Here is a 25713-nt window from a genome sequence, read left to right as displayed (position 1 = left end):
GAGGCCTGACACCGGGACCAGCGACGTTCACTGAGCCACTTCGTCCCGCGTGCCGGGCGTCCCGAGCACAGTCACATGGGGACAGCTCAGACTGAGCGGGTCGGCGGTGGCCTGCCTAGCAGTGCTCCTCGCCAGACCCATGATGAGCTGCGGCGTCAGGATGGAAAAGGCTCCCTATACATCACGGGCTCCCTTCGCTACAGGCCGGGACGTGTCGGTGTGGACGTGTCGGATCGACCACACCCGCCTGCGGCAGAACCCGTCCGGCAGACGCCGAGAGCGGCCTTCGCAGGGTGACAGCCAGTCCAGACCCTTTCCCACCCTGACCGCTCCACGGCGACACGATTCTGCGGAGGCGCTGTGTGTAATGCTGTCGCATCGCTTGTGCACTTGTGCGATACGCTACCGTTTCAAGGAAGACAAGTCGACACTGATCGCTGCCTGGGGGTCCAAGGCGGACTGTCGGTTGCGGGTGCGCGGCTGGCAGGTCAGGTCAGAGAGCAGGCCAGGCCTCTGAAGGCGCGCTGATCATGAACACGAGAGCGCGTCCGTCCACCGCGACGAATCTGGCCCGCTCGTGAGGCTGGCGGTCCACTCCAGCTACGTCTCTGTCCGGGACCGCTGATGGCCGCGGCAAAGCCTTCGGGCGCTGCCGTCACCCGACGCTGCCGCGACCAGCGCAGACCGAATCATAATCGCGAGATGTCGCTAAATTTCTATTTATTGAGAGAGATGCTCCGCTGTTCCGCTCGCCGAGCGTTCGTCAGGCAGAATTCGTGGCCTCATTCTCCAATCCGTTAAGGAATACCTCGATGCACGCGTTGAGGATGTGGCCTAGCATGCCCGTATACGCATCAACCATGGCCAGCTCGTCTTTGAGGTCCTCGACCCACTCATTCACTTCAGCAGTGAGAGTATAGGTGTTTGACTTCGGCAGCTCTTCATGTGCCGTCTGAAACTTAAAGTTTTGACCCATCTCGACGAGCTTGGCGAGAGGGTGCTTGCGCCCCTGCCGTAGAGCAGCGTCAATGTAGTGACTAGCAGCTAGGGCAGGACGCCGTCTCCCTGCAGCCAGTCGTCTCTTGTCTTGCACGACCTGCCTTCTCAGACGTGACGCGAGGTCAGCGTTGAGACGCATAGTGCGCGCATTACTGATCACAGCTGGATTGAGAGCGTCGCGATAGCTGTGATAGAGACGAAGATAGTTGGGTGGGAGCTCCGCGAGGATTTGTTTGATAGGAGCGGGAAGGTCGGCTCGCCGCGGTTGAAAAGAACCAGAAGCCGCGCCGGGGGGAGAATTACGCCGCAGAGCCGATGCCGTCTCGGCGATGCTCCCATTCAGTGGTTCGCCTCGTACGGGATTCGCTGGGCTGAGAGCCTTGCTCACATCATGCGCCGCCTCTGCAGGGTAATCACTTTGAGTGGAGGGTTTGCCGGTCGAGGCAGCCGACGGCGATGCAGGCGTTCGCACCTGTTGCTCCTCGGCTCGGGTCTCGATTGCGGTGGCGGGTGTCGCAGGCGAGGGTGCTATCTCTGTGGCCTCGTGGCGCTCGGCCGCTGAGGCCGTCGTTTGCAGGTGCGCCTCCTCCTGGTGGGGAGAATCTCCTGCCTCAGGGGCAGAATCTTCTGCCGGCGACGCTGACACCACGCTCGCAGCGCCACCAGCCACGGGCATGGAAGCGACTGGCGCATCCCTGCCCAGCTCAGACGGTGCCGTCGGCGAATCTGGCATGGTGGGTGACACGACGACGGTAGCTGCTGCCTCTGAACCGGCGGTGACTGAAGGTGGGGACAGCGGGCCCGGCTCCCCCGCTGGTGCCGCGTCCTGGTTACCAGCTTCCTGCCTGCCAGGCCTGGCGCTTGTGTCGTCTGCAGGCAGAGAACCAGTCGACTCGCTCTGCGTGGGTACCCGATTCCCCGGACGACGACGGCGGCCTCTGTTAGACCCGAGTGCTGCAGCAAACGCGTCCAGCTCACTAGCTGCCGGGAGCGGATCGTTGACAGGCGCGTTCATGCCGATGCCCCCACCTCGTCTGGCTCGTCAGCGGCGTTGAGGTCCAGCCGCAGTTGGTGGATTGCGGTGAGGATCTCCATAGTCAGGGCCCGGTAGTCCTTGGCCAACTGCGCGGCACTCTGCTGGAGGGACGAATCCAAATCCTGCTCATCCGCCAGTTCTTCGGGCACCTTGCCCAGAGTGCGACATTGAACGGCAACCGCTTCGACGTGACGAATCGCGGTGCTGAAGACCGGCGCGTTGCCGGCCAGGTCCTCCTGCAGTTGATCCCGGATCTTCTGTTTCACGCGGGTCGCTGAGGTGTTCGTGGCAAAGAGCACCACGCCAAGCAAACGGAGGTCCTCGTTGTGCTCATGAGCTTCACGGAAACGCCGGGCCACGAGGCGGAGGCCCTTGCGTGAGGAGGGGTCAGACTTCGAGGGAATTATCACGACGTCGGCTGCGACGAGGGCCTGCAACTGCAGAACCATCGAGCCAGGTGCTACGTCCAGGACGATGAGGTCATAGTCCTCGTAAACCTGCTCGATCGCTGCGGTGTACATGCCCACCCAGGAGTGATCTCCGGTATGCCGGGCGAGTCGTCGCTGGCAGTAGAGCTCCTCGCTAACGTCCTCCAGGAGCTCGCCACCGGGCAGGACGTCCAAGTTTCTACGAGGCGTGCCAGTCGGCTGGAGCTTGGCCCCTTCGAGGATCATCCTCGCCTGGGCGGCACCGTCGTCCGCGATCTGCTTGTCGCCGACGAATCCCAGGTCTTCGGCGTTGTTGCCCTGTTGGTCCAGTTCAATCAGTAGGACACGCTGTCCGGCGCGGGCGGCAGCCGCTGAGAACGCAGCCGCCAGTGAGGACTTTCCGACACCTCCCTTGCCATTGGCGAAGGCGAGGACCTTGATGCGCGCATCGCCGTCCTCTGCGTCCTGCTGCTTGCGTCTCTCCCGCTGCTCAAGCGCATCACGGGCCCACGACGTGGACACCAGTCCCAGCGAGAGCGCACTTGAAGGCTGCGACATGTCACGTAGCCTCTCATGTTTCGGTACTGCATGAACGATCTGCCGCCCCTGTCGTACCACAACCGACCTCCCCAGCGGATGAGGAATCGCCTCACACGCCGTTTTGTGACAGAACGCTTATGTTCTGGCGAACGTGGATCCTCGCGAGGAGGCGATTCTGCCGTCGTGCCAATGAGTAGCAGCGGTTCCAGGAGAATGATTGCAAAGGGACTGGCAGTGAGTGTGTCATCTATACCCACGCCTATGTAGGCATGAGTACGCGTTGAGTGGCTGGGCTCTCATATGCGCGAAAGAGGGGAGGCCACAAGATCACGGATGGGGGTGGATGGCAACCGTGATCAGCGCCCCATCCGTGGCGCTGTTTTAGTGTGTGTGGTGCTGTAAGTGTGATTGTGAAAGTGCAGGTCAGAGCCCATTTTGGCCATGTAGAGCACCGTCTAACACCGGGGTCTAAGGCACTGGTTTCGGGTCTCTCCCTGACGTGAACCCCCCGGGAGGTGGGGGTGGGTTCGCTATTTAGCGCCTCCCTGGATGGGTACTAGTTCATCAACGCTTAAGTTACCCATTGGTAATAGGCTTTGTGCTGGGGAAACGCGCTTGAGCGCCGAACAGCATCTACCCGGATAGGTAGTACCGAAGGGAGGGCTACGTCGCTCTACAAGGCCCTACAGCCCCGCAGAGAGGTAGGGGTTCCCTGCAGGACCCAATGCTCCTCAGGGCTTCGCGAGGGATGCGCCCATGAGTTTGGAGTGGGCCAACACCACTCCTGAACTACACATCGAGGGAGCCAGCCAACCGCCGCCCGCCGCTCAGCCGGCGAAGGCCTCACGGCTACCACTCACCGGTTTCCGCACCTAACGCTGCACAATGCGCACAGGCTTCACTCCAGGGGTGGGAGCGTGCTGTTGGCTCGAAGATCCCGAGTCCTGTCCAGGTACGTGCGCATGCGTGGTGGCGCAGGCGGGTGCGGCGCAGTCCGAACCCGTGCTTGAGGTGGCTGGGGGCCTTGATGCCCACGCGCCAGTTGCTCAGCGGCGGAAGGACCTAGTCTGCTCGTGTTGTCGGCAGGTCTTGCTCAGGGTGCCACCGCGTTGCAGTCCGATGTGCTGGACGTCAAGGTCGGCCACATCTTTGTCGTTTATCCGCCGTACCGAAGCCTCGCTCGCCGACCACAGTTGCTGGGATGCGGCAGACGCCTCAATAACGCCTTCGACCGTGGGCATCAGTTGGCCGGCATCTGCCGGGTTGCCTTTGCTGACCTGGTGGAAGGTGATGAATCTGCGCTCGTCTTCGGCGATCAGGGCGGTGTGGCCGAACCGGGTGGGATGCTGTTGTTTGCCCTTGCGGATGGGGTGGGTGTCGGGGTCGGCAAGTGACACCATGTGGTCCAGGATGGTGCGGCTGTCCGTCAAGCGCTGTGCCGTCTCCCTCAGTAGTCGCTCGGCTCCGGCGACCGTCCGCTTCAGATCGACCATCAGGCGGCGGAGCCGGCCTGACGGGGCGGCGGGCCACGGCACGGTGGGCGTTGCGGATCGGCGCGGTCACGTTGGTGAGCGTGTGGGGTCGCGATGGTGGCGATCTCGCTGGTGAGCCGGTCGGTTTCTCCCAGCGCCTGGCCGGTGTGGCACCGCAGCGTGCGGCTGATCTGTCGGATGCGCCGCCGGCCGCGCGGCGGCGGTCGCGGAATCGGGTCCGGCGTGCTGCCCCGGCGGCCTTGATCCGCCGCACCAGACCCCCAGTTTGCGGACGCCGTGCTCCAGCAATTCAGCGTCGGTGGATGATCGATATCGGCCTCGACCACGGTGATGCCGATGCGCAGCTCGCGTCCTCGCAGCAGTTTGTCTTCGGCGAGCTTGCCCACCAGCACGGTGTTGAGCTGCTCGAACACCTCCGGCCCCTGCCCGCTGGACCAGTTTGATCAATGTGGCGGGGTGCGGCAACCGCCCGTCCAGTGGAATCCGGCAGGAGCCACGTCAGTTGATGGAGTCGGCGACCTCGCGGCCCTGCGATTCATAGCCCAGCTGGTAGCGGTGTTTGATGTACAGCAATCGCACCAGGCTGACGACGGGCACCGACGAGCGGCCCAGTCGGGCGTGGAACAGGCTCCGCCATGGCGTGATGAACCGCTCATCGTCCAGGTAGGCGTCGATCCGGGCCAACTCCTGTGGAAGTCGCGTCACCTCCTCCCGGCAACAACGTCTCCCAGAACGCGATCTGCTGTCCCGAGACCACAGCACCGGGCCACCACCTCCGGTGGAAATGACACCGACGTCATTCTCGATTCGTAAGGCCTCCAAGCACTGTGATCGCCGAGGTCGGGAGCACTTACCGCCGAGACTTCTTCAGGGCAGATAGCTAGGGCCCGAAGCGTGCGGCGTACTGGCCCTGGGCCAACTGGGCCATCTCCGAAACTAGATCCCCGGCCTTCGCACGGAACTCCTCGTACTTGTCGTCCTGGACCTCTTCGACGAAGTCCTTTGCCAACATCCCCAGGTCTCGCAGGACTGAATAGCTGTCAGCGGTGAGCGGCCAGACCTTCCGCCGGTGCTCTCTGGCGATGTCCACGATGGTTTCCGCGAGTTCGTCATCGATCAGGTCATCGTGCTTACTGCGCAGCTCGACCAGCTTTCCGGCGGCGTCCCACAGCTTCAGTCCGTGGCGCCGGTACCAGGCCGCTTCCTTCCGGCCTACCTTCATCCCTGTAATGCCGCGGAGGCGATGGTCCCGTTCCGCGCGTTCGCTGGCCGGCAGTCCAAGCCTCTTTGCTCGGCCTCGCAGGATGCGTTGATCGACCGCTTGGGCGGAGCGGACCCCGAGGGGCGGTGCCATGAGGATTTGAGCGACGCCGAGCTTGCGGCCCAGCAGGAGAAGCTCGAACTCGAGCTGATCGATCGTGGCTGGCAGGTGCGGTATCCATCTTCGGATGTATGCGAGGATCCAGAGGGCGTCGATGACATCGTCGTCAGTAACCAGATGGAGCGGCTGAATCCGTAGGACGTGCTGTACGACTGGGAATGGATGCTCGAACGGGTCGTCGTGCTCCAACTCGTCTACGTACGGATCTCGGGCTGCTCGGCGGCGTGCGATGATCCTTTGGATGGCGTCCTGACCTGCGACTTTATCGAGGTCTGCGGCGGCTTTCCCAGGCACGATCAATATCGTATTGAAAGATCATCACGATGGGTAGGTGTCTTGACGGACGGGTTGAGACTCCTTGTTGTCTGACGGCCTTGAAGATGACAGTCCGTCACGCCATCTGGAAGTGGACATGACAGCGGGCCATCGGAGTTGACAGTAGGGCGTTTACGGCAGGAGGTTCGGCTCGGGAGATGGTTGTCCGTTCTCACTGGTCCTTTCAGCGTCTCACTGTGTTGCGCGCAGATCTGGCGAATTCTCAGGCGGCGGCCTAGCTGACGGCCTGGTTCGCCTGGTTTGCACCAGTCTGGGCTGATCTGAGCGTCATCGGAGTTGGCGTTTCTCATCAATGTCTGCCGAGGCCGAGGCGATCATGACCATGCCCGTCGCACGCACATGCCGAGTTCAGGGTGTTTGCGGGAGCGTGGACCCGATTTCGTCGTGCCGATGAGTTTTGTGCGGATCCGTGGTCGATACGGCTGGACACACCGACAGCGGTGGGCCTGTGCTGGGAACCTCCAGCGCGCGAGGAAGCACATGGAGGCAGTGATGAGCGCCGACGACTCCAAGCAGGAGCACACCATCCGGACTGGCGAGCAGGGGACGCGGGTGAGCGGCCCCAGGGTGTTGGTGGCGGGGGCGAGCATCGCGGGACCCGCGCTGGCCCACTGGCTCCGCCGGCGGGGGGCCGAGGTGACCGTGGTGGAGCGGGCTCCTGAGCTGCGTCCCGGCGGGCAGGCGGTGGACGCGCGCGGGGTCGCCAAGGAGGTCATCGGGCGCATGGGGCTGGACGCGGCGGTGCGCGCGGCGTGCACCGACACCGCCGGCGCGCACACCGTGGACGCGGACGGGCAAGTGCTGAAGACCTTCCGTGCCGACGACGACGGTGGCGACGGGTTCATCGCGGACATCGAGATCCTGCGTGGGGACCTGTCCCAGGTGCTCTACGACGACACCCGCGATGGCGTCGAGTACGTCTTCGGCGACCGAATCGCGGGGCTCGCCCAGGACGCGGACGGGGTCGACGTGGTCTTCGCGGGCGGCAACCGGCTGCGCTTCGACCTGGTGGTCGGGGCCGACGGGTTGCACTCGGCGCTGCGAGCGATGGTCTTCGGGCCGCATGAGTGGTTCCTCCGCCACCTCGGGCACGTGCTGGCCTTCTACAGTGTGCCCTACGAGTTCGGGCTGGACCGCTGGCTGCTCGAGTACCAGGATCAGGAGTCCGGGCGCTCTGCCCTCCTGCGGCCCATCCAGGACGCCACCCGGGCGATGGCCATGTTCTCCTTCGCCTCGGCCGACTTCGACGTCGACTACCGTGACGTCGCGGCCCAGAAGGTCCTGCTGCGTGAGCGGATGGCGGGCCTGGGCTGGTTGACCCCGGACATCCTCGCGCACCTGGACGACACCCCGGACTTCTACCTCGACCAGGTCGCCCAGGTGGTGATGGACCGCTGGTCGAGTGGACGGGTGGGGCTGCTCGGGGACGCGGCGTTCAGCTCCTCGCCGATGTCGGGGCAGGGCATCGGGCTGGCGCTGGTCGGCGCCTACCTGCTGGCCGGAGAGCTGGCCGCCGCCGGATGGGACCCCGACGCCGGGTTCGCCCGCTACGAGGCGCGGATGCGCTCGTTCGTCGAGGCCAACCAGGAGATCGGCCGGTTGAACGCCCGCAGCCGCGACGTCCCCGGGCCAGACGCCGAGCCGCGCCCCGATTTCGCCGGCGAATGGTTCACCGAGCTGGTCGGGCGCGCGATCAACGGCATCGAGCTGCCCGACTACGCGGGGGTGCCGGACTCCGCAGCCCTGGCCGGATCGCCGATCACCTCGTCGGCCAAGCCGTAGGTGTCACCTAACCAGTCGAGAGGGACCACGCTTCGGTGGGACACCGCCGGACGACCTCCGCTCATGCCGCGTAGTGCGCGTGGGAGCGCCTGTTCGGCGGCCACGCCACGTTCCGAAGAGGCGGTGTTGACTCGGAAAAACTGACAAGATCGATGAGATTCCACCGCGCGAGGTTTCAACGGTTCTGTCACTTGCCTGGTCGGCGCTCGCCGGAACTGACAAGACCATGGGGACATCGACCCTGTGACGTCCAAGCCCATTGATTTCAGCTGGATTGCTCGCCCGTCTTGTCTCAAGGCAGTTGTCGGTGCGCAGCTCGCCAACATGGCTCCCTGCCACGATGGATGAGAACGGACAGTACGGCAGGAGGTTCAGCCCGGAATGGTGGCGGCCCGGCCTCGGCGGTTGACGCCGGTAGTTGCTCCAGTGTCTGACGAGTCGTTCGCGTCCTGGGCGCTATGAAGAGGTGGCCGTCGCCCGCCCTGAGCAGGGCGGACGACGGCCACGGCGCCGTCACGGCGGGGCCACCGTCTCCGGACCAGCACATGCAGGGCGGTCAGGCGGCAGCGAGGTGCGCTCCACCGCTCGACCCCCGTGGGTTGTGGCTACGGCACGAAGACGAAGACGGCCGAGGCAATCGCGGAGATGGCTCGGATGTCGTCCTGGATGCTCGTTTCGGGCTCACGGGGGTTGTAGGCCACGCTCAGAGCTATGAGGTTCTGTCGTTTGCGCAGTTCCTCCCATATGGCGTTGGGCTGCCCCCCGGAGTCGGTCAATCGCCAGGTTTGGCCGGCGAACGATTGGCGCCACGTCCAGAGCACGATGTGCTTGGCTGTGACTGGCAGCAGCCTGTCGGTGTCATCGCCCTGTTCGTCGCCGCCACGCAGGGGGATGTCAACGAGTTCATTGACGAGTTTCGCTGCTTGAACGGTCGTGACCGTGCTGGACGAGCCGGAGTGGGCCAGGCCGATCTCTCGCGCGCCGATGAAGAGGCCCGGGAACTTGTTCTCCCATCTCCGCTGCCGAAGTGCCGACCATAGATTGTTGGTCACAGCCGACGGCTGGATCTTGTATCGGTCGGTGTATTGCTTGGTGGGGATTCCGGTCGAAACATTGACCGCGTCGATGTGTCCCGTCAGCACGTAGCGCTCCACGTTCGCCAGGGACAGCAGAGGATGCGTCTGCCGCATGGCGGAGACGCACTCCTGGTTGCCTCCGCAGCCGAGCTCTGGGATGACGATGTCGATGGCAATGCGCCGGCCCGAAGGCAGAGTGTTGCGCAGGACCTGGGAGGTTTCGCTGACGAAGCGCATGATCTCTTCGGCGCTGGCGAACCCTCCGCGCAGCCCGAGGTCGAAGGCCATCTTGGTGCCGACTACGCCTGGCTGTGTGGCGTACATCGCCAACCGCGACGCGGCGGCGGTGAGTTGCTGCGATCCGGCTCGCCAGGCGTTGACGAGGTCGGTGTCCAGCCAGATGCGCAGGTTGTGGGTGCGGGCTGCCGCAAGTGCCTGTCCGACCGGGTCGTCGGCGGCGATGGTGGGAGGAGTCGTCGCGGACGGCGAGGGTGTGGCGGTGCTGCTGGCCGAAGGCGTCGCCGGGGTCGGGCTCGAGGAGTCGGGTGTGGGCGTGAGTGACGTCGTTGGGTCGGGTGTGCCGGGCGTGGTCGCCAAGCTGGTGGGTGTGCTGGCCGGGCCCGGCGTGGTGGCCGTTGGCTGATCGTACGGGGGAGGGCTGGATGGATCGGCGGTGGCGGTCGGCTGGATGGCTTCGTCCTTGCAGGCGAAGTGCGGATTTACCCGGCAGATTCCGCGCGGAGGATCGGCGGCTGCGCCTTGGCTGTTGACGCAGTGGTATTTACTGTCGCTCTTGCTCCAGAGGCATACGAGGGTTTTGGCCTCCGAGCAGCCTTTGATCGGCCTGGTGGAGGCGAACTGGGACTTGCTCGGGTCGGTGCAGAAGTACATGGGAGGCTGGGAGTTGGTGCCGCTGTTGGTGGCCGAGATCGTGGGGGCGCCGGGCTGGCTGCCTGAGACCTGGCCGCTGCCGCTCCTGAGGACCGCGATGTTGTCCAGGCACTGCTGGTAGCGGGCGGTGCCGGGGCCTTCCCCCCATAAGGCACATGTGGCCGCATCGCTCGGATCGGTGTTGGGGGTGGCGATGGCCAGACCGGCGGAGCCGATGATGGCCGCAAGCGCCACCGACAGGATGATCCAGCCGCGTTTGCCAAGACGGATGCGTTTCATCGTGTGCTGCTTCTCCTTGGACGTCGTGATGGGTGGTCAGGCGTGGTGCAGGGCCGGGCGGGCGCTGAGGGCTAGAGGCGTTTCATGGGCGTGATCCGGCCGGCGTGCCCGGGTAGTGCGGGGAGTTGGAGCTGCAGTTGCTCCAGTAGCCGCCGTTGTTGCGGTCAGGCACGAAGACGCCCTTGTCCTGGATCACTGTCCACGTGACGGAGAGCGTCAGGATGCCGCGGGCGCGGCTCGTTCCCTCGGTCTGCACACCGTCGCCGATCTTGCTGCCGCTCCAGGAGATGATCACTGTCTCACTAACGCGACGAGGTGGTCCTGGGCAGCCGGGCTCGGTCGCAGGCGCGTCGACGCGGACGGTCCCGTCGCTCGCGACGGAAACCCGGGTGCCCGTACGGGATGTTGACCAGATGCCGGTCCCGGGCGAGATCTTCACGGTGACGGTGCCGGTGCGTGCTGAGCCAAGGTCGAGTGTGGCTGGAAACAGCTTCGCTGTGGGTGGGGCGGGGTGCGGCAGGCGGGTGGCGGGCAGTGTCATCGGGCCTGTGGCGTCGTGTTTGCCGTCAGGGGAGCGGGCTGGTTGCTCGGTGACGTCGGGCGTCGCTGCGCTGGTGGTGGTCCGCCTGCTCGGCCGCAGAGTGCTGAGGGTGGCCGTGGGGCGATGCCTGGTTTTGGTGGCGCGTGTGGAGGGCGTGGCGGTGGCATGAGGTGGCGGCGCGGAGGTAACACCGGTTGTCGGTGGTGGTGGTGGGGACTCGAAAGGCAAAGGGCCGAGCTCGGCCGGATCGGGTTGCGCGGCAGCGGTCGTCATCTGTTGAGAGCCGCGGAACGGGTCGAACAGGAGGATCAGGGCGGTGAAGCCAACGACGGCCAGGGCCACGGGCACCCCCGCTCGCCGCCACCGGCTCCCCTCCAACCGGGGGACAGACGGTGAGGCATCGGGTGGGACCTCCGTGTGTGACGAGGCGGTCGGGCGGCGGTGCCTGCCCCTGGCGGGACCGCGCGCGGCCGTGGCGTCCCGGGGAGGCGGGTTGCCGGCGGAAGGGGACGGCGGCTCTCGGTCGGCGGTCGCAGCGGACAACGCATACGGATGGCGGCGGCCTGGAATCTGTCGCAACTGCGGCTCTTCGGCACGGCCAGGCATGTGACGACTCCGTCGCATCGACAACTTTACTGATCTCTTTACGGACAGTCATGATTGCACTTATCGCTTATCCATGACAATCGTCTTGACTGGCCGTCAATTACGGTAATGGCCGTATGTCAGCGTTCCTGTCTGTTTGTCCTGAATTGGCACAGGTGGCGGGGTGGCCCGGGACGTGGCGCCAACTCACTTTGCGCTGGGTGGGCCCGGGCCTTGCTCGATCCCCTCAGACCAGTCGACGCACGGCGATGACTCGCGGGGCGTACGTTCGCCATTCGACCAGGCGGACGACCTTGCCCCTGCCGGGGGCGGAGATGAGTTGGCCGTTGCCGATGTGCAAGGTGACGTGGCCTGGGCCGGTCGCGCCGGGTTCGGAGAAGACGAGGTCGCCGGCGCGGGCCTGGTTGACGGTGACAGGGGTTCCGACGCGGGCCTGTTCTTGGGAGGTGCGGGGCAAGATGACACCGGCGTGCCGATATGCCTGCATGGTCAGGCTGCTGCAGTCGCAGTTTTGCCGTTGGGGATCGCTGGGCTGGAGCCGGGGGTCTTCGCAGCGGCCGCCCCAGACGTAGGGGGTGCCGAGCTGTTTGAGAGCCCAGGCGATGGCGATCCGTGCCTTTGGCGGGATGTCGCCAGGTACGGTGACCGTCGCGCCGCCGGCGCTGGGGGAGGGGCAGTCGAGGGGGATGGCGTCGGAGCTGGTGGTCAGGGCGTGGGCCAGACGGGTGGCGAAGTCGTGCCAGCGTCGGTAGTTGGAGCCATCGGGGTAGGCGGAGCGTTGGACGGCCTGGGCGGCGGTCCACGGGGGCAGTTCGGGCCAGCGGGGGATGTCGAGCAGGCCTGGGTGGGAGGGTGGCGCTGGCCCGCCTAAGAAGGCGGCGGTGGCGGTGCGGACGTCGTTGCGCTGGGCTTTGGTGCCCCACCCGGCGCGCTGTTGGAAGGTGCCGACGCTGTCGAGGTGCCCGCCGGCGGGGTTGCGGAGCGAGGCCTCGGTCATGGCGGTCATCAGCGCGATGGTGAGCGCCTGTTGGCGAAGGGGGGCCGGTACACGTTCGCTGACCACCGCGGCGATGAGGTGCGCGGTGCGTGACTGTTCGGCGTCGAGGGTCACGTTCGCGACGGCGGGGAGCGCGGCGCCGGGGGACAGACTTCGATCGTCAATCTGGCAGGGCTTGCCGGGGGAACTGGTGAGAACGATCGCGTAGAGGATCATCGCAGCGATGACGATCACGATGATGGTGATGCGGACAGCCAGGATGATGAGCCGTGCCTTGACCATGTCAGGACGCCTGCGTCACGTCGTCGACGCGCCAGCCCGAGGAGGGAAAGCGCACCAGCCGGATCTGCCAGATACGGGTGACCCTCTCGCGGCGGCCGCCTTGGGTGAGGGTTTGCTTGTAGGCGATGGTGGCGTAGCGGGTGGTGGCGTCGTGCGGGGCTTGGCGGGCGATGGTGGCGCTGACCACGTGAACGGTGGAGTGTTCACGTGTGGTCAGGGCGAGTTCGGGGTCCAGGGACTGGCGAGGCTGTAGCCGCATCGTGTAGCCATGGGTGATCAAGGTGCCGACTCGGTTCAGCGGAGGCAGGTGTTCGGGCTGGCGGTAGCTGTAGGTGAGCATGGCTCGCACGAAGGCGCGGGCCGTGGCCAGCACGGCGGCGTCATCGAGGCGTGAGGCCGTGTCACGTGAGGCCGTGTTGAACGGAGCGGGACTGACCGGCTCGATCACCTGCCCGAAGGGTGTGGCCGTGGCCGCCTGGGAGGCTGGAGCATGCGGCCCGGTGCCGGCCGAGCTGGCGCAGCCGGCCAGGAGGAAGGCCAGGCACAGGGCGGCGAGTACCGCACAGGCCCGGTATGGGCCTCGTGACAGTGAGGGCCGCAGGCGGGACAGCAGGCGCTGACCGGCACGCCCGCCGTAAGACTGGTCTCTGAGCCGTCGAGGGAACCGGTCGACGGCCGAGCCGGTGCGCGCAGTGCTGGTGCCGGGCTGCATGATGGCGGTCTTGGCGCCATGGGCGCGAACCGGCGCGAGGGGCACACGCCCGTCAGCGGACGGCCGGCGGGCGTCGTGGCCGCGTTCGTCCTCCTGCAGGTCGCAGGCCTGGCACCGCTGGAGCCCGTTCGTCCAGCGGCCGGCACGTCCACTGATCGAGGCTTGGGCACGGGGAGCGGTACGCACCTGCCGGGACGTACGCGCTGGGGGAGTGGCGGCTTGTCGATGACAGGCGCCGGTACGCGGTGGGCGAAGCCTGAGCGGCCGTGGGGCGGCTGGCAAAAGCGTCATGCGTAGGCCGTTCTGGATCTGAATTTCTCATTTACTTGCCTTGACTCTTCTTTGTCAGTAAAAATGACGAGCTGATCGCATATCTGTCAAGGATGACCGTCAAGTGCAATGTCAGGAGCGCGATGTACCGGACCCCGGTGGTGATCGTGCGGAAATGGGCGCAGCTCAGGTGCAGCTCGCCGTCCCCCACTGGTCGGGCAGAAGCGATACGGCGGCCGTGGTGGCGGTGGAGCACGTGTTAGCGCTGCTGCTCGGCCCGCCGTCGCCGCGAAACAGCCCGGCCCCGGGGGACCGCGGCTCGGGCTCCGGGGTATCGGTGCCCGAGGTGTCGATTAACCCGACCGGCTTGCCGGGTGGCCCGGCCTTTCAGGAGATCGTCGGCGGCCTGCTCTGGTATGGCCTGCTATTCATGATCGCGACTGTGGTGATCTCGGCCATCGTGATCGGCATCGGCCGCTACTTCTCCAACGCCTACGCCTCGGGCGCCGGTCGGATCGGCCTGTTCGCTGGGCTTGGCGGGGCCATCATCATCGGCGGCGCCCAGTTCCTCGTGCAGTGGGCCTTCGACATCGGGGCGGGGTTCCGGTGAGCGCGAGCGGCCTTCGACGGATTCTACTGGCCGCGGGGCTGGTCGTGCTCCTCGCGCTTGCCTGGCTGCTCGGCCGCCAGCAGGGGCAGAGCGCCGCGCCGCAGCAGCAGCCGACCCTGCCGCCTGTCCTGACGTCGCCATCCGGCGCGCCTACGCCCGGAACGCCGCATCAGTCCTCCCGCCAGGGTGCGCTGACGGCGGCCGCGACCATGGTCGCCCAACTCGGCTCGCCCCGCATTCTTACCGAGCAGGGACGCAAGACCGTGAGCACGCAGATCGCCGAGCCCGGCCGCCAGCAGGCGCTGGAGGCGCTGCTGGCGCAAGAAGCGGCGACCCCTGTGATGGCGGCCCTGCGCGATGACGACGAGCGCGGCCTCGCCTACGGCCTGCGCACGGTCCCGGTCAGCCTGCGGCTTGACAGCTACGGTCAGGGCCGGGCTCAGGTGGCGGTGTTCTGCGCGGTTTATGTGGCCAGCACCAGTCAGCCGGCCGCGCTGGGCCATGGCACCGTCACGGTCGAGTTGGTGTGGAGCGGCGGCTGGCGGCTGCGCTCCTACCGCAACGCCCCCTCGGTCGGGCCGGCGCCGGTCGGCTACTTCGCGCCGGCGGAGGGGTGGCGGCCGATCAGCGGAGAGAGCGTGATCGCGCTGTCGTATGAACTCCGGCAATTGCTGTCCCAAGGATCGGCGCCGCCGTATGGGCTGCCCTAACCCGGGGAGCCTGCGGCGTCGCGCCCGTCGAGGGGCGCGGGGCATGAGCATCGTGCCCATACTGCCGGCGTTGATCGCCGTGATCGTCGCGGCTGTCGCCGTGATCGCGCAGTCAGGCCAGCAACGCACAGTCTCGTCCGCGACGCTCGCCGTGACGCCGGTCGCGGCCCCGTCGACCCATCCGTCTGCGGGCGGGGCAACCGGCTGGCCCAGTCCGAGCCACCAGGGCGCGGCTGCTGCCGGTCCTCCACGGTCGGCGTCTACCCAACCCTCGCCCCCGGTCGATGAAGACGCCGTGGCCGAGTGCGAACGGCAGCGCAGACTGCTGGGCGGCATGCTCAATCCCTACTGCGTCTCCCTGTTAGAGAGGAGGTCATCAGCCGCGCCCACCCCAACGCCGACACCGGCGGCCACGGTCTCGGGACAGGTCACGCCGCAACCGCGGCCATCAGATGCCACCCAGATGGTGGAGTGGGCGTGCGACAACAACTTCTTGTTGATGGCCAGCACCAACCCGGTCTGCATCCTCAAAGACATCAATGAAGGGCTGTCCAGCGCGGTTGCCGAGATGACCGTCTGGCTGGCGTCGAAGATCGGCGAAGCGCTCGAGGCGACCGGCGAGCTGGACCTGACTCAGGCTTGGTTTGCGGGGGTCTTCTCCAGCATCTCCAGCATCGCGGCGTTGATCGCGCTGATTGCCGTGCTGCTGTCGGTGATGGCTGCGGCGCTGTTTCGCGATCCCGGCGAGATCATGCGCACGCTGCTCAAGGTGCTCACTGCGGGGGTGAGCACCGGCATGGTGGTCATCGTCGTGGCCAAGGCTAATCAGTTGATCGACGCGTTCTGTCTCTACCTGCTCGGGCCAGGAGGCTGGAAGGAGGTCACCGACAGCCTCATGGTGCCAGCCACCAAGCTCGACAACTGGATCGGAATGGCGGCGCCCCTGGCTCCCACCGGGGTGATGCTGCTGATCGCCATCGGCATGATCTTGGCCTTCCTAGTGCTGTGGGTGGAGATGCTGATCCGGCGGCTGCTGCTGGACATCTGCGTGATGATGTGGCCGCTGGTCGTCTCCGGCGCGGTGTGGTCCGGGGCGCGGCCGATGACGCGGCGGCTGATCGACAGCATCATCGCGCTGGAAATCATGAAGCTGATCGTGGTGGCCATTTTCAAGATGGCCGCCAACATGCTGCGCAACATCGACTCCATCGATGAGATGGCGCTGGCGCTGGTGTTGTATTGGCTGGCCGCCTTCTCGCCATTCATGGTGATGCGCTTGATCGGTCTGGTCAGCGGGGGGCTGAACCCTGGTGCGACCGGCGAGGGGGTGCGCGAGGCCCTGGCCGGTGCCGCCGGTGCGATGCTGGCCCGCGGCCGTCGCCTGGCTGGTGGCACCGCACGGGGGCTCGGCTCGACGGCCGCGATGCGGGGTGGGGGACGCACGCCGATGCCGGACATCGCCGGCGGGGGAGCACCCGCGAAGGCGGGAGAGCAGGAAGGCGGCGCCCAGGCCAACGGCGAGGGCGCCCCCAACAAGATCCGCCCCATCCCCGCGCACCTGCTGAAGGCTTTCGGCATTCAACCGGCCGCCCGTGCCGATACCGGTGCCGATGCCGGGGCCAACAGCGGATCCAAGCCCGCCGGAGACAGCGGTGGCCAACCCGCAGGGTCGACCGGCGCGCCGGGTGCCGAGCCGTCGTCGCAGTCACCCCTGAAGGGCAATGCTGTCGCCGGTGACGCTCGCCCCACCCCGCCCCCGGCCGCAACGCCTGCGGCCTCCAGCAGGCCCGGAGCGTCGACGGCTCCAGCACGCTCGACCCCGCCCTCCCCGCCGGTCTCGCCTGCCGCGCCGCCGCCTGCCGGGACATCCCCGCCCAGCGGCCGCCCCGCTGGTACCTCCTGGGGCCGCCTCCCGCAACCGCTCCCGCCGCCTGTGCAGTCCGACGCACTGCCCACCTACGACGACGTTCCGCCACCGCCGCCCGTGGCGCTTCCTCCCGTGCACCATCAGCCGGAAATTCCCGATCTTGACCCGCCGGAGCCGTCATGAGCAGCGAATATCCCCGCTACACCTACGTCTTCGGGCCGCGCGAGAGCAACGGCGTCGTGCTCGGCCTCGGCATGGGTTCCATCCTGGCAGTGTTCGCGGCCTTGTTCCTGCTGACCGCGCTGGCTTCGGCGGGCGGCGCGCAGCTGCTGGTAGGACTGGTCATTTTGGTGGCCACGGTGGCGGCCGTGTGGGTGCCGATCGCCAACCGGCCTCTGGCGCAATGGATTCCCATCGTTGTGGTCTTCGCTGTGCGCCGCGCCACCGGCATGGCCCACTACCGCGGCGGCCCGGCCGCCGAGAGCGGCGCGAGTCCGGCCAACACGCTGCCCAGCACGGCGGCCGGCACGGCGGCCGACAGGTCGGGCGGCAGGTCGGGCGGCAGGTCGGGCGGCAGGTCGGGCGGCAGGTCGGGCGGCAGGTCGAGCAGCGCGGCCCGGGCCCGCCGCCCGGCCGAGCTGTTGCCGTTGCCGGGGGAGCTCGCCGGACTCGAACTACTGACCGCGCACGTCCAGCACAGCGCCGGACGGCTGCAGGTCGGGGTCATCAAGGACCGGCGGCGCGGCGTCTACACACTGCTGCTGTCCACCCGCGGCAGCCCGTTCGGTCTGCTGACCGCCCAGGAGCAGGACACGCGCCTGGCCAACTGGGGTGAGACGCTGGCCAGCTTGGCCGGGACGGGCACCGGCATCGTCAGACTGCAACTGCTCAACATCACCGTCCCCGACTCCGCTGATGCGCTGGCCCGCTACTGGCACGCCGAAGGCGGACATGGCAACACCGCCACCCATGCCTCCTACGCCGAGCTGCTTGCTAGCGGCAGGGCCGCGATGCAGCGCCACGAGAACTACGTCTGCCTGACGTTGTCGCCGCGCCGGGTACGCCGCCAGATCCGCACGCTGGGCGGCGGGGACCGGGGCGCCTGCGCCCACCTGCTGCAGCAAGCGGCGACCGTCCAAGCCGAGCTGATCAACGCGGGCGTCGAGGTCGAGGGCGCGCTGCCGCCCCGGCAGATCGCCGCGCTGCTGCGCACCGCGTATGAGCCCGGCAGCCGGTGGGCGATCGAGGCGCGCGGCCCCGACATGCAGCGCGCCGGCGGCGTGAGCCCGGCCGAGGCCGGCCCCATGGCCGCCGACGGTTCGCACTGGTCCTACTACCGCACCGATGACGCCTTTCACGCCACGTTCTGGGTCTCGGAATGGCCGCGCCGTCCCGTCACCGGAGACTTCCTCCAACCGCTGCTGCTCAACACCCGCTGCGAGCGCACCTTCAGCCTGGTCATGGAACCCCTGGACGCACGCCACGCCGAAGACGAGATCGCCAGAAAGGACACCGCCAAGGCCAGCAACACCAGCCTGCAACAGCGGCTGGGCTTTCGCACCGGCGCCCGGCAGCGGCGCGAACAGGCGACCTTGAACCGCCAGGACGAGGCCTTGGCCGCCGGGCACAGCCTGTTCCGCTTCCTCGGGCTGATCCGCATCAGCGCGCCCAGCGTGAGCGAGCTCGACCGGGCCTGCGCCGAGGTGGAGATGCACACCCGCGGCCTGCGACTGCGCCGCCTGTACGGGGAGCAGGACGCCGCCTTCGTCGCCACCCTGCCGCTGGGCCGGGGCCTGCGCTGGGGAGTGCTGCGATGAGCTGGTTGCGGCGGCGACGAAGAGACCAGGCCGGGCCGGTGGCCGCCGTCACCCGCACCGCGATCGCCGCCACCGGCACGCCGGCCCGCCGTCGCGCCATCGCCCGGCCGCGCACACCCGGCGCCGAGCCGATCCCGGGCATCTGGGGGGACGGCGAACTGCGCCCGATGTCAGGCCGCCAGCTGCGCCGCCTGCACCTGCCGCCGCACCGCGCCACCAGCGACGTGCTGCAGGTCCTCTACCCGTGGATGGCCGACTCCGGCTTCGGCGCACTTGGCCCGCTGGTCGGCCACAACCTGCTGTCCGGCAGCGCCTTCTGCGCCGACCCCTGGGAATGGTACGAACACGGGCTGATCAGCAACCCCAACGCGATCGTGTTCGGCGAGATCGGCTCCCGCAAGTCCACCCTGGTCAAAACCATGATTGCCCGTGGGCACGAGTTCGGCCGGGACGCGTTCGTGACCGACGTCAAGTCCGAGTACTCCGACCTGGCCGCCCACCTCGGCGTCGACCCCATCTATCTGGGCCCAGGCCTGCCCGCCCGGCTCAACCCCTTTGACCCGGGCCACGAGCGCGACGCCGCCGACGACGTCGCCGAACGGCAACTGGCCATGCTGACGGCGCTATCCACCGCCGTGCTGGATCGGCCGCTCAGCCAAGCGGAGCTGTCACTGTGCAAGATCGCCATCGCGGAGGTCACCGACGCGACCCTGCAGCCCACCGCGAGCACCGGCGCCAACACGACGGACACGGCGGCCGCCCTGCTGCAGCCGGGCCGGCGGCCGCGGGTGCCGCTGCTGCCGGAGGTGATCGACGCGATGCTGCACCCGACCCCGCGCCTGGTCGACGCGCTGCCCGTCGACCGTGGCGAGCTGCGCGAGAAGACGGCCGACTTGATTATGGGCCTGCAGCGGCTGCTGGACGGCGACTTGCGCGGCATGTTCGACACCCACACCAACATCGACGTTGGCCCCGACAGCAGGTTCATCGTCGTCAACCTGTCCAAGATCATGGAGATGCGGCGCTCCGCCCTGCCGCTGGTACGCATCTGCGCCACCTCCTGGCTGCACTCGGCGCTGGCCCGGCACGACGGCCGCCGCCGGTATGTGATCGCCGATGAGGCCTGGGCCGACCTCACCCTCGGCACCCTGCGCTGGTACCAGTCCATGCGGAAACTGTCGAGACAGTACCTGGCCAGCAACTGGCTCGTCTTCCACCAGCCCATCGACATCCTGTCCGGCGAACACGAGGCCCTGGCGCTGAGCTTGATCGCCGACACCGGAACGGTGATCCTCTACAAGCAAAAACCCCAGCAGCTGCCGCTGTGCGCCCAATACTTCGGCCTGAATGAAACCGAGCAACACCTGCTGCGCGACCTGCGCCCAGGCGTGGCCCTGTGGAAGATCCAGGATCATCGCACCGCGCTGGTGCAGCACATCCGCAGCAGCGCCGAGGCCCGCTTCACCCACACCGACCCGCACACCGACTCCGAAGCGGGTCCTCCAGCCGGCCCGCAGCCCGATCAGCACAACGCCGCCGGGACCGGGCCTGCCTTGAACGGTTCGCGTGCCGACGCCCCCGGCGCATCCGACGCCCCGGGCGCGCCTCGCGTGGCCGACGTACCTGACGCGGCCAACCCATCCGCTCCCGCCGCCGCGCAGAGGAACCCATGACCACCACCAGCTCTTCCCCCAGCGGCGACAGCCTCGCCAGTGAGCCGATCTACCTACTGTTCGCTCTGATCGGCGGCGCTCTGGCCGCGGCCTACCTCACCTGGGCGGCCGCCGCCCTGGCACTACTGCTGTCCGGCGCAGGCCTGCCCCTGGCCTCCTTCCCCGACGCGGTGCCCTTCACCGCTCACCTGCTCACCAGCCTGGATGCCGGCGCCTCCTGGCAGCGCGTCACCGACCTACGCCCACCACCGGCCGGACTGTTCTGGCCCCTGCTGGTGGCCCTGCACGCGGCCGCCGTCACCGCGACCGGGTGGGCGCTGCGCCGCTGGCGCCGCCGCCGCGCCCCGCGCACCCACACCAGTGCCTCCTGGGCTGATGCGGCCGCCGAAAAGCAGATCACGGTGCCCGAGGCCGCCGACCAGCGCGCCGGACGCATCGTCGCCGGCCGTAGCATGACCAGCGGACGGCTTCTGGCGGGCGCGGACTGCATCTCCGCCACCGTGTTCGGCACCAACGGCTCGGGCAAGACGCTGGGCCTGGTGGTTCCCACCGCGCTGGACTGGCAGGGCCCGTGCGTCATCAGCACCGCCAAAGGCCCCGACCTGCGATGGATCATCAAAGCCCGCCAGCGCCTGGGCCCGGTGTGGATCATCGCCCCCGAAGGTCTGCACGACATGCCCACCGCGCGCTGGTCCCCGGTCACCTATGCCACCTGCGAAGAGAGCGCCGGACGCATGGCGCGTTGGCAATGCGAGGCATCCGGCCTGCTGGAGGACGTGCGCGCCCGCTCCTGGGCGCTCAAAGCCCGCGCCCTGGTGGGGCCGGTCCTGCTCGCGGCCAACCTGTCCGGCGGCGGCATCGCCAAGTTCTACCGCTGGTGCCTCGACGGCCAAGACGTAAGGCGCGACGTACGTGCCATCTTGCTCGAGCACGGTTTTGAGCAGATGGCCGACAATTACGACTCGGTGTGGCGGCTGCACCCCGACGGCATCGGATCGATCCTCTTCACCGCCAGCGTGATCGTCGACGCCTACGACAACCCCCGCGTCCGGCACAGCGCCTCCGGCAGCGACTTCACCGCCGAGGACGTGCTGGACCAATGCGGCACCGTTTGCATCGTCGCCCCACCCAGCCAGGCCGAGCCGCTCGCGCCGATGTTCACGTCCTTGATCGCCTCCATCATCTACGCCGCCGAACGCCGCTACGAAAAGGACGGCCCGCTCAACCCCCGCCTGCTGCTCAACCTCGACGAGGCCGGCAATGTCTTCCGCTACCCCGGCCTGCCCACGCTGCTGACCACCGCCCGCGGCATGGGCATCCAGCTGCTGACCGTCTGGCACGACCTCGGCCAGCTGCAGACCCGCTACGGCCAAGACCAGGCGGGCACCATCTTGAGCCAGTCCAAGCTCCGCATGCTGCTACCCGGCTGCGCCGACATGAAGACCTTGGAGTACTTCTCCCGCATGCTCGGCCAGGCGCAGGTCGACCGGCCCAGCTTCAGCATCGGCAACGACGGCCGCCAGACCTCCTCCAGCAACCTGCAAAAAGACGAGCTCGCCCCGATCCACGCCCTGCAGCAACTCCCCGCGTGGAACGCCATCCTGCAATACGACAACCTGGCGCCCATGCGCATCCGCATGCGCAGCGTGCTGGACGATCCCGCCCTCGTCGCGCTCACCCCGCACATCTCCCGCGAGCAAGGGGCAAGGTGATGAGCACCTTCATCCCCACCCCGCCGGCCACCCGCGGCAGCACACCATCGGACACCTCCCCGCCCGGTGCTGCTCCCGCATCGACTGAGGCGCCGCCGGACGCGGGGGAGCACCAGCCGCTTCGCTGGATCTGGGAGGCCCTGTCACCGGCAGAGCGACGCGCCGGACTCATCCGGCTGCGGGCCTGGGTCGAATGGATGTGCGCCCGCCACACCGAACCACCCTTAGACCTGCCGGAAAAGATCCCCAAGTGCTGGTACATGCACCCGGGGCCGCTGGATCGTTTAACCGCCCTGTACGCCGAATGGGTACGCGTCCACGCCTCCGACAGCGAACTGCCCCTTATCTCCTTCTACGACGCGCTCGACCGGCACGCCGCCAACCTCGGCTACCCGGGCGCCTGCGTGCACCGCAGCCATGACGATCAACGCGGTGCCCAGCCGTTCGAAGAGTTCGACACCTGGCTCACCACTAGCGCCTGGTCCCAGGCTCCTGCCGCCATCTACGCCTTCCAAGCCGCCCCACCCACCGACGCCGCGCAAAGGAACTCCGCCATGTCAGGACCGCCCACCACCCTGCCCCCGGCACAACCGCAAGGCTTCGTCCTCGAGCACGCCCAGATGCAGCAACTCCTCGACGCCGGCGACGCCACCCAGCTCGGCGGCGCGCCCGCAGTCCGCCACGACGGTTCCTGGTGGCTCGGCGACGGCAACCTCTGGGTGCGCGTCCTCGACCGAGCCATGACCGAGGACCTCGACGAACGGCTGGCCCGGTGGAACGCCGCCGAGGCCGCGCTCGCCCGGCATCGCGCGCGCAGGCAGACCCCCAAGTCCGCTCCGCCCGCGCCCGGCCCCGATCAAATCGCCCTCACCTTCGATGTGCCGCGCCCATCCGACACACCCGAGGGGAGCTAACCCGTGACCCCCGACGAATACGCCGAGCGTGCCCTGCTGGGCTCCCTATTGCGCGACCCACGCCAAATCCGCGACGTGGAACAGCTGGCCGGCCTGCGGGCCGTCGACTTCGGCCTCGCCGCCCATCGCATGCTCTACCACGCACTGATCGAGGCCGCCAAAAACAACGACCTCAACACCATCGACGGCTGGAACGCCTTCCACACGACCATCCTTCAGCACGCCACGCAAACCGGACACGACCGACGGTGGCTGGAGCAGCTCGCCGCCAGCACACAGGCCCCCGATCAGGCACTCCGCTACGCCCTCATGGTCATGGAGGGAGACCACCGACGCGCCATCATCACCCACGCGCAGCGCATCGCCGCCGAATTCGCCGGGGCCACACCGCAGCGCCTGGCCCAAACCCAGCAACAAATCGACCAGATGCGCGAAACGCTGCACAACCTGGCCCAACGCTGGCAGCAACTGGGACCACCCGGCCCCGGGGAAGCCGAAGAAGCACACGCCGCCGCACCACCGAGCGGCGAGCGGCAGCATCAAGCCGAGGACAGCACCGCCACCACCTCCCAGGCCCGATCACGCCTGACCGACATGCTGCCCAACTGGATGCGCCGCCCCGCCCGCGCGAGCGAAAGCGAGCAACGCGAGCTCCAACTCCTGGCCTCCCTCGTTCAAGACCCTCAACAGCTCGTCGAGACACAGTGGCTCCGCCCCGAAGATTTCACCACTCCACACGCTGCCGCCTTCTACGAGGCCCTGCTGGCGCTCACCACCCGTGCCGAACCCATCGACGCGATCACCGTTCTCTACGAAGCTCATCGCCACCAACCCATCGACGGGGCAGCCGCCGACCGCTTCATCACCGCCTGCAAGGAAGAGGCCCCAGCAGCCGTCATCCTCGCCCGCGAAGTGATCGAACCGGCCCTCGTCGCCGCCGTGAACACACACGTCGAGCAGCTCATCGACGAGGTCACCCGCGGCCGCGCCGACGAAGCCCTCGGCACCGCCATCACCGCGCTCACCCAGATCGAGGCGACCGTCAGCCGCTACACCACCTCCCGCCAGATCACCGCAGGGGACACCCACGTCTACACTCCGCCCGATCCCGGCCCGACCCCCGCGACCCCACAGCAACGCACCGCCCCGGCGAGCGCCGCACCCTGATGCGCTTCGCGTCCATCAGGCCCCGTCGGATCTGTACCAAGGAGAAAGGGCATGACCGAGCCCGGAGTGGCTGCCCACAGCCCCACGCCGCATGCCCCCTCCTCTCCCCATGACATCGCCACGCTGGTCCAGCAGGCCGCCGACCAAGTGGCGGCCACCTGGCTCGACACCCGCACCGAGCAGGCCCTGCTCGGTGCCCTGCTCCTTCAGCCAGAGCAACTGCAAGAGGTCAAGCCGTGGCTTCGTGCCTCTGACTTCTTCGGAGCACACCATCAACTGATCTTCAAGACTATCGACGAGCTCATCACCGCCCAGCCGACCATCTCCTTCAAGCAACTTGCCATGGACGTCTATGAGCGCCTCGCTCCGTACGGCATCGACGCCCCCCAACTCCACACCCTCATGCACGTCTGCCCTCAGCCAGATCATGCCGTCGCCTACGGGCACATGGTCGTGCAAGCCGACGCCCGCCGCGCCGTAGCCCGCTACACCCACCGGCTGGCCGAGACCATCGAAGTCATCAAGGACGGCCGTGGCCATCTGTCCGAAGTACTCGACGCTGCTACGAACATCGGCTATCTGGCCAGTCAGCTCAAGACACGCACTCTGTCCCACGGGGAACCAACCAGCGTCCAAACCGCAACACCAGTATCAACCCCATCCCCTGAACGCATCGACCAAGATGATCGGCTCCTCACCCTCTTGATCAACTGCCCGAACGACATCCCCGAAGTTGCAACGTTCCTGCACAGAACCGATTTCGCCACACCCTTCGCGGGCCAGCTCTACGACCTGCTGCTCTCGATGCACGAGAGCGGCACACCCATCGACGTTCTCACCGTGATGTGGGCTGGACGCCGGGCGCAGATCCTTGACGCCGGCGACGTGAGCAGCAAAGACTTCTTCCGCCGCTTCGACCGGATTCCCCTTGACGTGGCCTCCGTCTTAGCCGCCGAGATCCAACAGGCCGCAACTCTGGAACATGCCGCCACCATCGCTGGCACACTCACCGCGGCACTCGCCGATCACAGCGTGCCCACGTCGCAGATCCTGCACCTGGCGGCCTCTCAGGTGGACGATCTCCAACGGCGTCACCGCCGCTACAGCGCGGCATACCAGGCGCCCGATGACCAGGCATCCGTTCGGCAGACTACACAAGCGGCATCCACGATCTGAGGCACAACCCTTGCTGCCCAGCTTCTTTGTCCCTGGCGGCGACGCAAGGCATACACCTGGACGAGTTGTCCCTCGCCTAAAGCTCCAGAAGCCGCTGAGACTGCCGAGGAGTCGCGCGGCCCCCTCCTGGATGGATTCCCCTTCCGGGTCACGCGTTCGCCGGGCAGCATGCACCACAGGAAGATCGTTTCTGCCAAGATCGCATATTGGGAATCAGGCAAAGTGTCGTTGCTCACCGAAGTTGGCAATTACTCATGCATGGTGTCATGAAGTTGGCAGTTGATCGTTGATCTTGTCATGTTGGTCGCGATTGGCGTTCTGCCTCGTTGGAGTGAGGGACCTCATCGACTACGCCGTTCGATCGTCGTCTCGCGGCCGTCAGATGTAGGGAAACAAGATCATGATCTGCCAGCCAGGC

General features: G+C 67.3%; 17 protein-coding genes and 1 pseudogene. 10 read left to right on the top strand and 8 right to left on the bottom strand.

The features are described 5' to 3' along the window. Window positions 1–763 precede the first annotated feature (763 nt). From ID574_RS57400 to ID574_RS57385, 4 genes and pseudogenes are all read right to left on the bottom strand, one after another. Entirely contained in the window at window positions 764–1093 is a 330-nt protein-coding gene (locus tag ID574_RS57400; RefSeq protein ID WP_188197523.1) for a hypothetical protein, read from the bottom strand. Window positions 1094–2010: 917 nt separating this feature from the next. After that, the gene (locus tag ID574_RS57395; protein WP_188197522.1) at window positions 2011–3021 is read right to left on the bottom strand and encodes a ParA family protein; all 1011 of its coding nucleotides are present in this window, start codon (window positions 3019–3021) and stop codon (window positions 2011–2013) included. A gap of 831 nt (window positions 3022–3852) precedes the next feature. After that, a pseudogene (locus tag ID574_RS57390) lies at window positions 3853–5253 on the bottom strand (ISNCY family transposase). Between the two features lie 123 nt (window positions 5254–5376). After that, on the bottom strand, window positions 5377–6171 hold the full coding sequence (locus tag ID574_RS57385; protein ID WP_188197521.1) for a hypothetical protein: 795 nt from the start codon (window positions 6169–6171) through the stop codon (window positions 5377–5379). Between the two features lie 534 nt (window positions 6172–6705). On the opposite strand from ID574_RS57385, the gene ID574_RS57380 reads away from it, so the two are divergent. Next, window positions 6706–7995, top strand: coding sequence for an FAD-dependent monooxygenase (locus ID574_RS57380; RefSeq protein ID WP_223168152.1), 1290 nt, complete (start codon window positions 6706–6708; stop codon window positions 7993–7995). A gap of 605 nt (window positions 7996–8600) precedes the next feature. Here ID574_RS57380 and ID574_RS57375 read toward each other — a convergent pair. From ID574_RS57375 to ID574_RS57360, 4 genes are all read right to left on the bottom strand, one after another. Continuing rightward, a complete protein-coding gene (locus tag ID574_RS57375; protein WP_188197520.1) occupies window positions 8601–10241 on the bottom strand; it encodes a hypothetical protein in 1641 nt (546 codons plus the stop codon). 82 nt (window positions 10242–10323) lie between these two features. Continuing rightward, entirely contained in the window at window positions 10324–10536 is a 213-nt protein-coding gene (locus tag ID574_RS57370; protein WP_188197519.1) for a hypothetical protein, read from the bottom strand. 1078 nt (window positions 10537–11614) lie between these two features. After that, the gene (locus tag ID574_RS57365) at window positions 11615–12667 is read right to left on the bottom strand and encodes a C40 family peptidase (RefSeq protein WP_188197518.1); all 1053 of its coding nucleotides are present in this window, start codon (window positions 12665–12667) and stop codon (window positions 11615–11617) included. A 1-nt stretch (window position 12668) separates the two neighbouring features. Then, window positions 12669–13565 carry a hypothetical protein gene (locus ID574_RS57360; RefSeq protein WP_188197517.1) on the bottom strand — a complete coding sequence of 299 codons (897 nt, stop codon included), beginning with the start codon at window positions 13563–13565 and terminating at the stop codon, window positions 12669–12671. Between the two features lie 259 nt (window positions 13566–13824). On the opposite strand from ID574_RS57360, the gene ID574_RS57355 reads away from it, so the two are divergent. The 9 genes from ID574_RS57355 to ID574_RS57315 are packed head-to-tail and all read left to right on the top strand — an operon-like array spanning window position 13825 to window position 25295. Next, window positions 13825–14259 carry a DUF6112 family protein gene (locus ID574_RS57355; protein WP_188197516.1) on the top strand — a complete coding sequence of 145 codons (435 nt, stop codon included), beginning with the start codon at window positions 13825–13827 and terminating at the stop codon, window positions 14257–14259. Further along, the gene (locus ID574_RS57350; protein WP_188197515.1) at window positions 14256–14969 is read left to right on the top strand and encodes a hypothetical protein; all 714 of its coding nucleotides are present in this window, start codon (window positions 14256–14258) and stop codon (window positions 14967–14969) included. Before ID574_RS57355 ends, ID574_RS57350 begins: the two co-directional genes overlap by 4 nt. A gap of 43 nt (window positions 14970–15012) precedes the next feature. Beyond that, entirely contained in the window at window positions 15013–17019 is a 2007-nt protein-coding gene (locus ID574_RS57345) for a hypothetical protein (protein WP_188197514.1), read from the top strand. Beyond that, the gene (locus ID574_RS57340) at window positions 17016–18653 is read left to right on the top strand and encodes an SCO6880 family protein (RefSeq protein WP_188197513.1); all 1638 of its coding nucleotides are present in this window, start codon (window positions 17016–17018) and stop codon (window positions 18651–18653) included. The genes ID574_RS57345 and ID574_RS57340 overlap by 4 nt, the downstream gene beginning before the upstream one ends. Next, window positions 18650–20326 (top strand): VirB4 family type IV secretion/conjugal transfer ATPase, encoded by a 1677-nt coding sequence (locus tag ID574_RS57335; protein ID WP_188197512.1) that lies wholly within the window; start codon window positions 18650–18652, stop codon window positions 20324–20326. The genes ID574_RS57340 and ID574_RS57335 overlap by 4 nt, the downstream gene beginning before the upstream one ends. Then, a complete protein-coding gene (locus ID574_RS57330) occupies window positions 20323–22038 on the top strand; it encodes a type IV secretory system conjugative DNA transfer family protein (protein ID WP_188197511.1) in 1716 nt (571 codons plus the stop codon). The genes ID574_RS57335 and ID574_RS57330 overlap by 4 nt, the downstream gene beginning before the upstream one ends. Further along, window positions 22038–22952 carry a hypothetical protein gene (locus tag ID574_RS57325; protein WP_188197510.1) on the top strand — a complete coding sequence of 305 codons (915 nt, stop codon included), beginning with the start codon at window positions 22038–22040 and terminating at the stop codon, window positions 22950–22952. Before ID574_RS57330 ends, ID574_RS57325 begins: the two co-directional genes overlap by 1 nt. Before the next feature lie 3 nt (window positions 22953–22955). Continuing rightward, window positions 22956–24119, top strand: coding sequence for a DnaB-like helicase N-terminal domain-containing protein (locus tag ID574_RS57320; protein ID WP_188197509.1), 1164 nt, complete (start codon window positions 22956–22958; stop codon window positions 24117–24119). Window positions 24120–24170: 51 nt separating this feature from the next. Beyond that, window positions 24171–25295: a DnaB-like helicase N-terminal domain-containing protein gene (locus ID574_RS57315; protein ID WP_188197508.1), complete on the top strand. Its 1125-nt coding sequence runs from the start codon at window positions 24171–24173 to the stop codon at window positions 25293–25295. Window positions 25296–25713 lie beyond the last annotated feature (418 nt).

It is taken from the genome of Nonomuraea sp. SYSU D8015, assembly GCF_008065375.1.
In the GTDB taxonomy this organism is placed as follows: Bacteria; Actinomycetota; Actinomycetes; order Streptosporangiales; family Streptosporangiaceae; genus Nonomuraea.
This window is presented reverse-complemented; position numbering and strand designations above follow the sequence as displayed.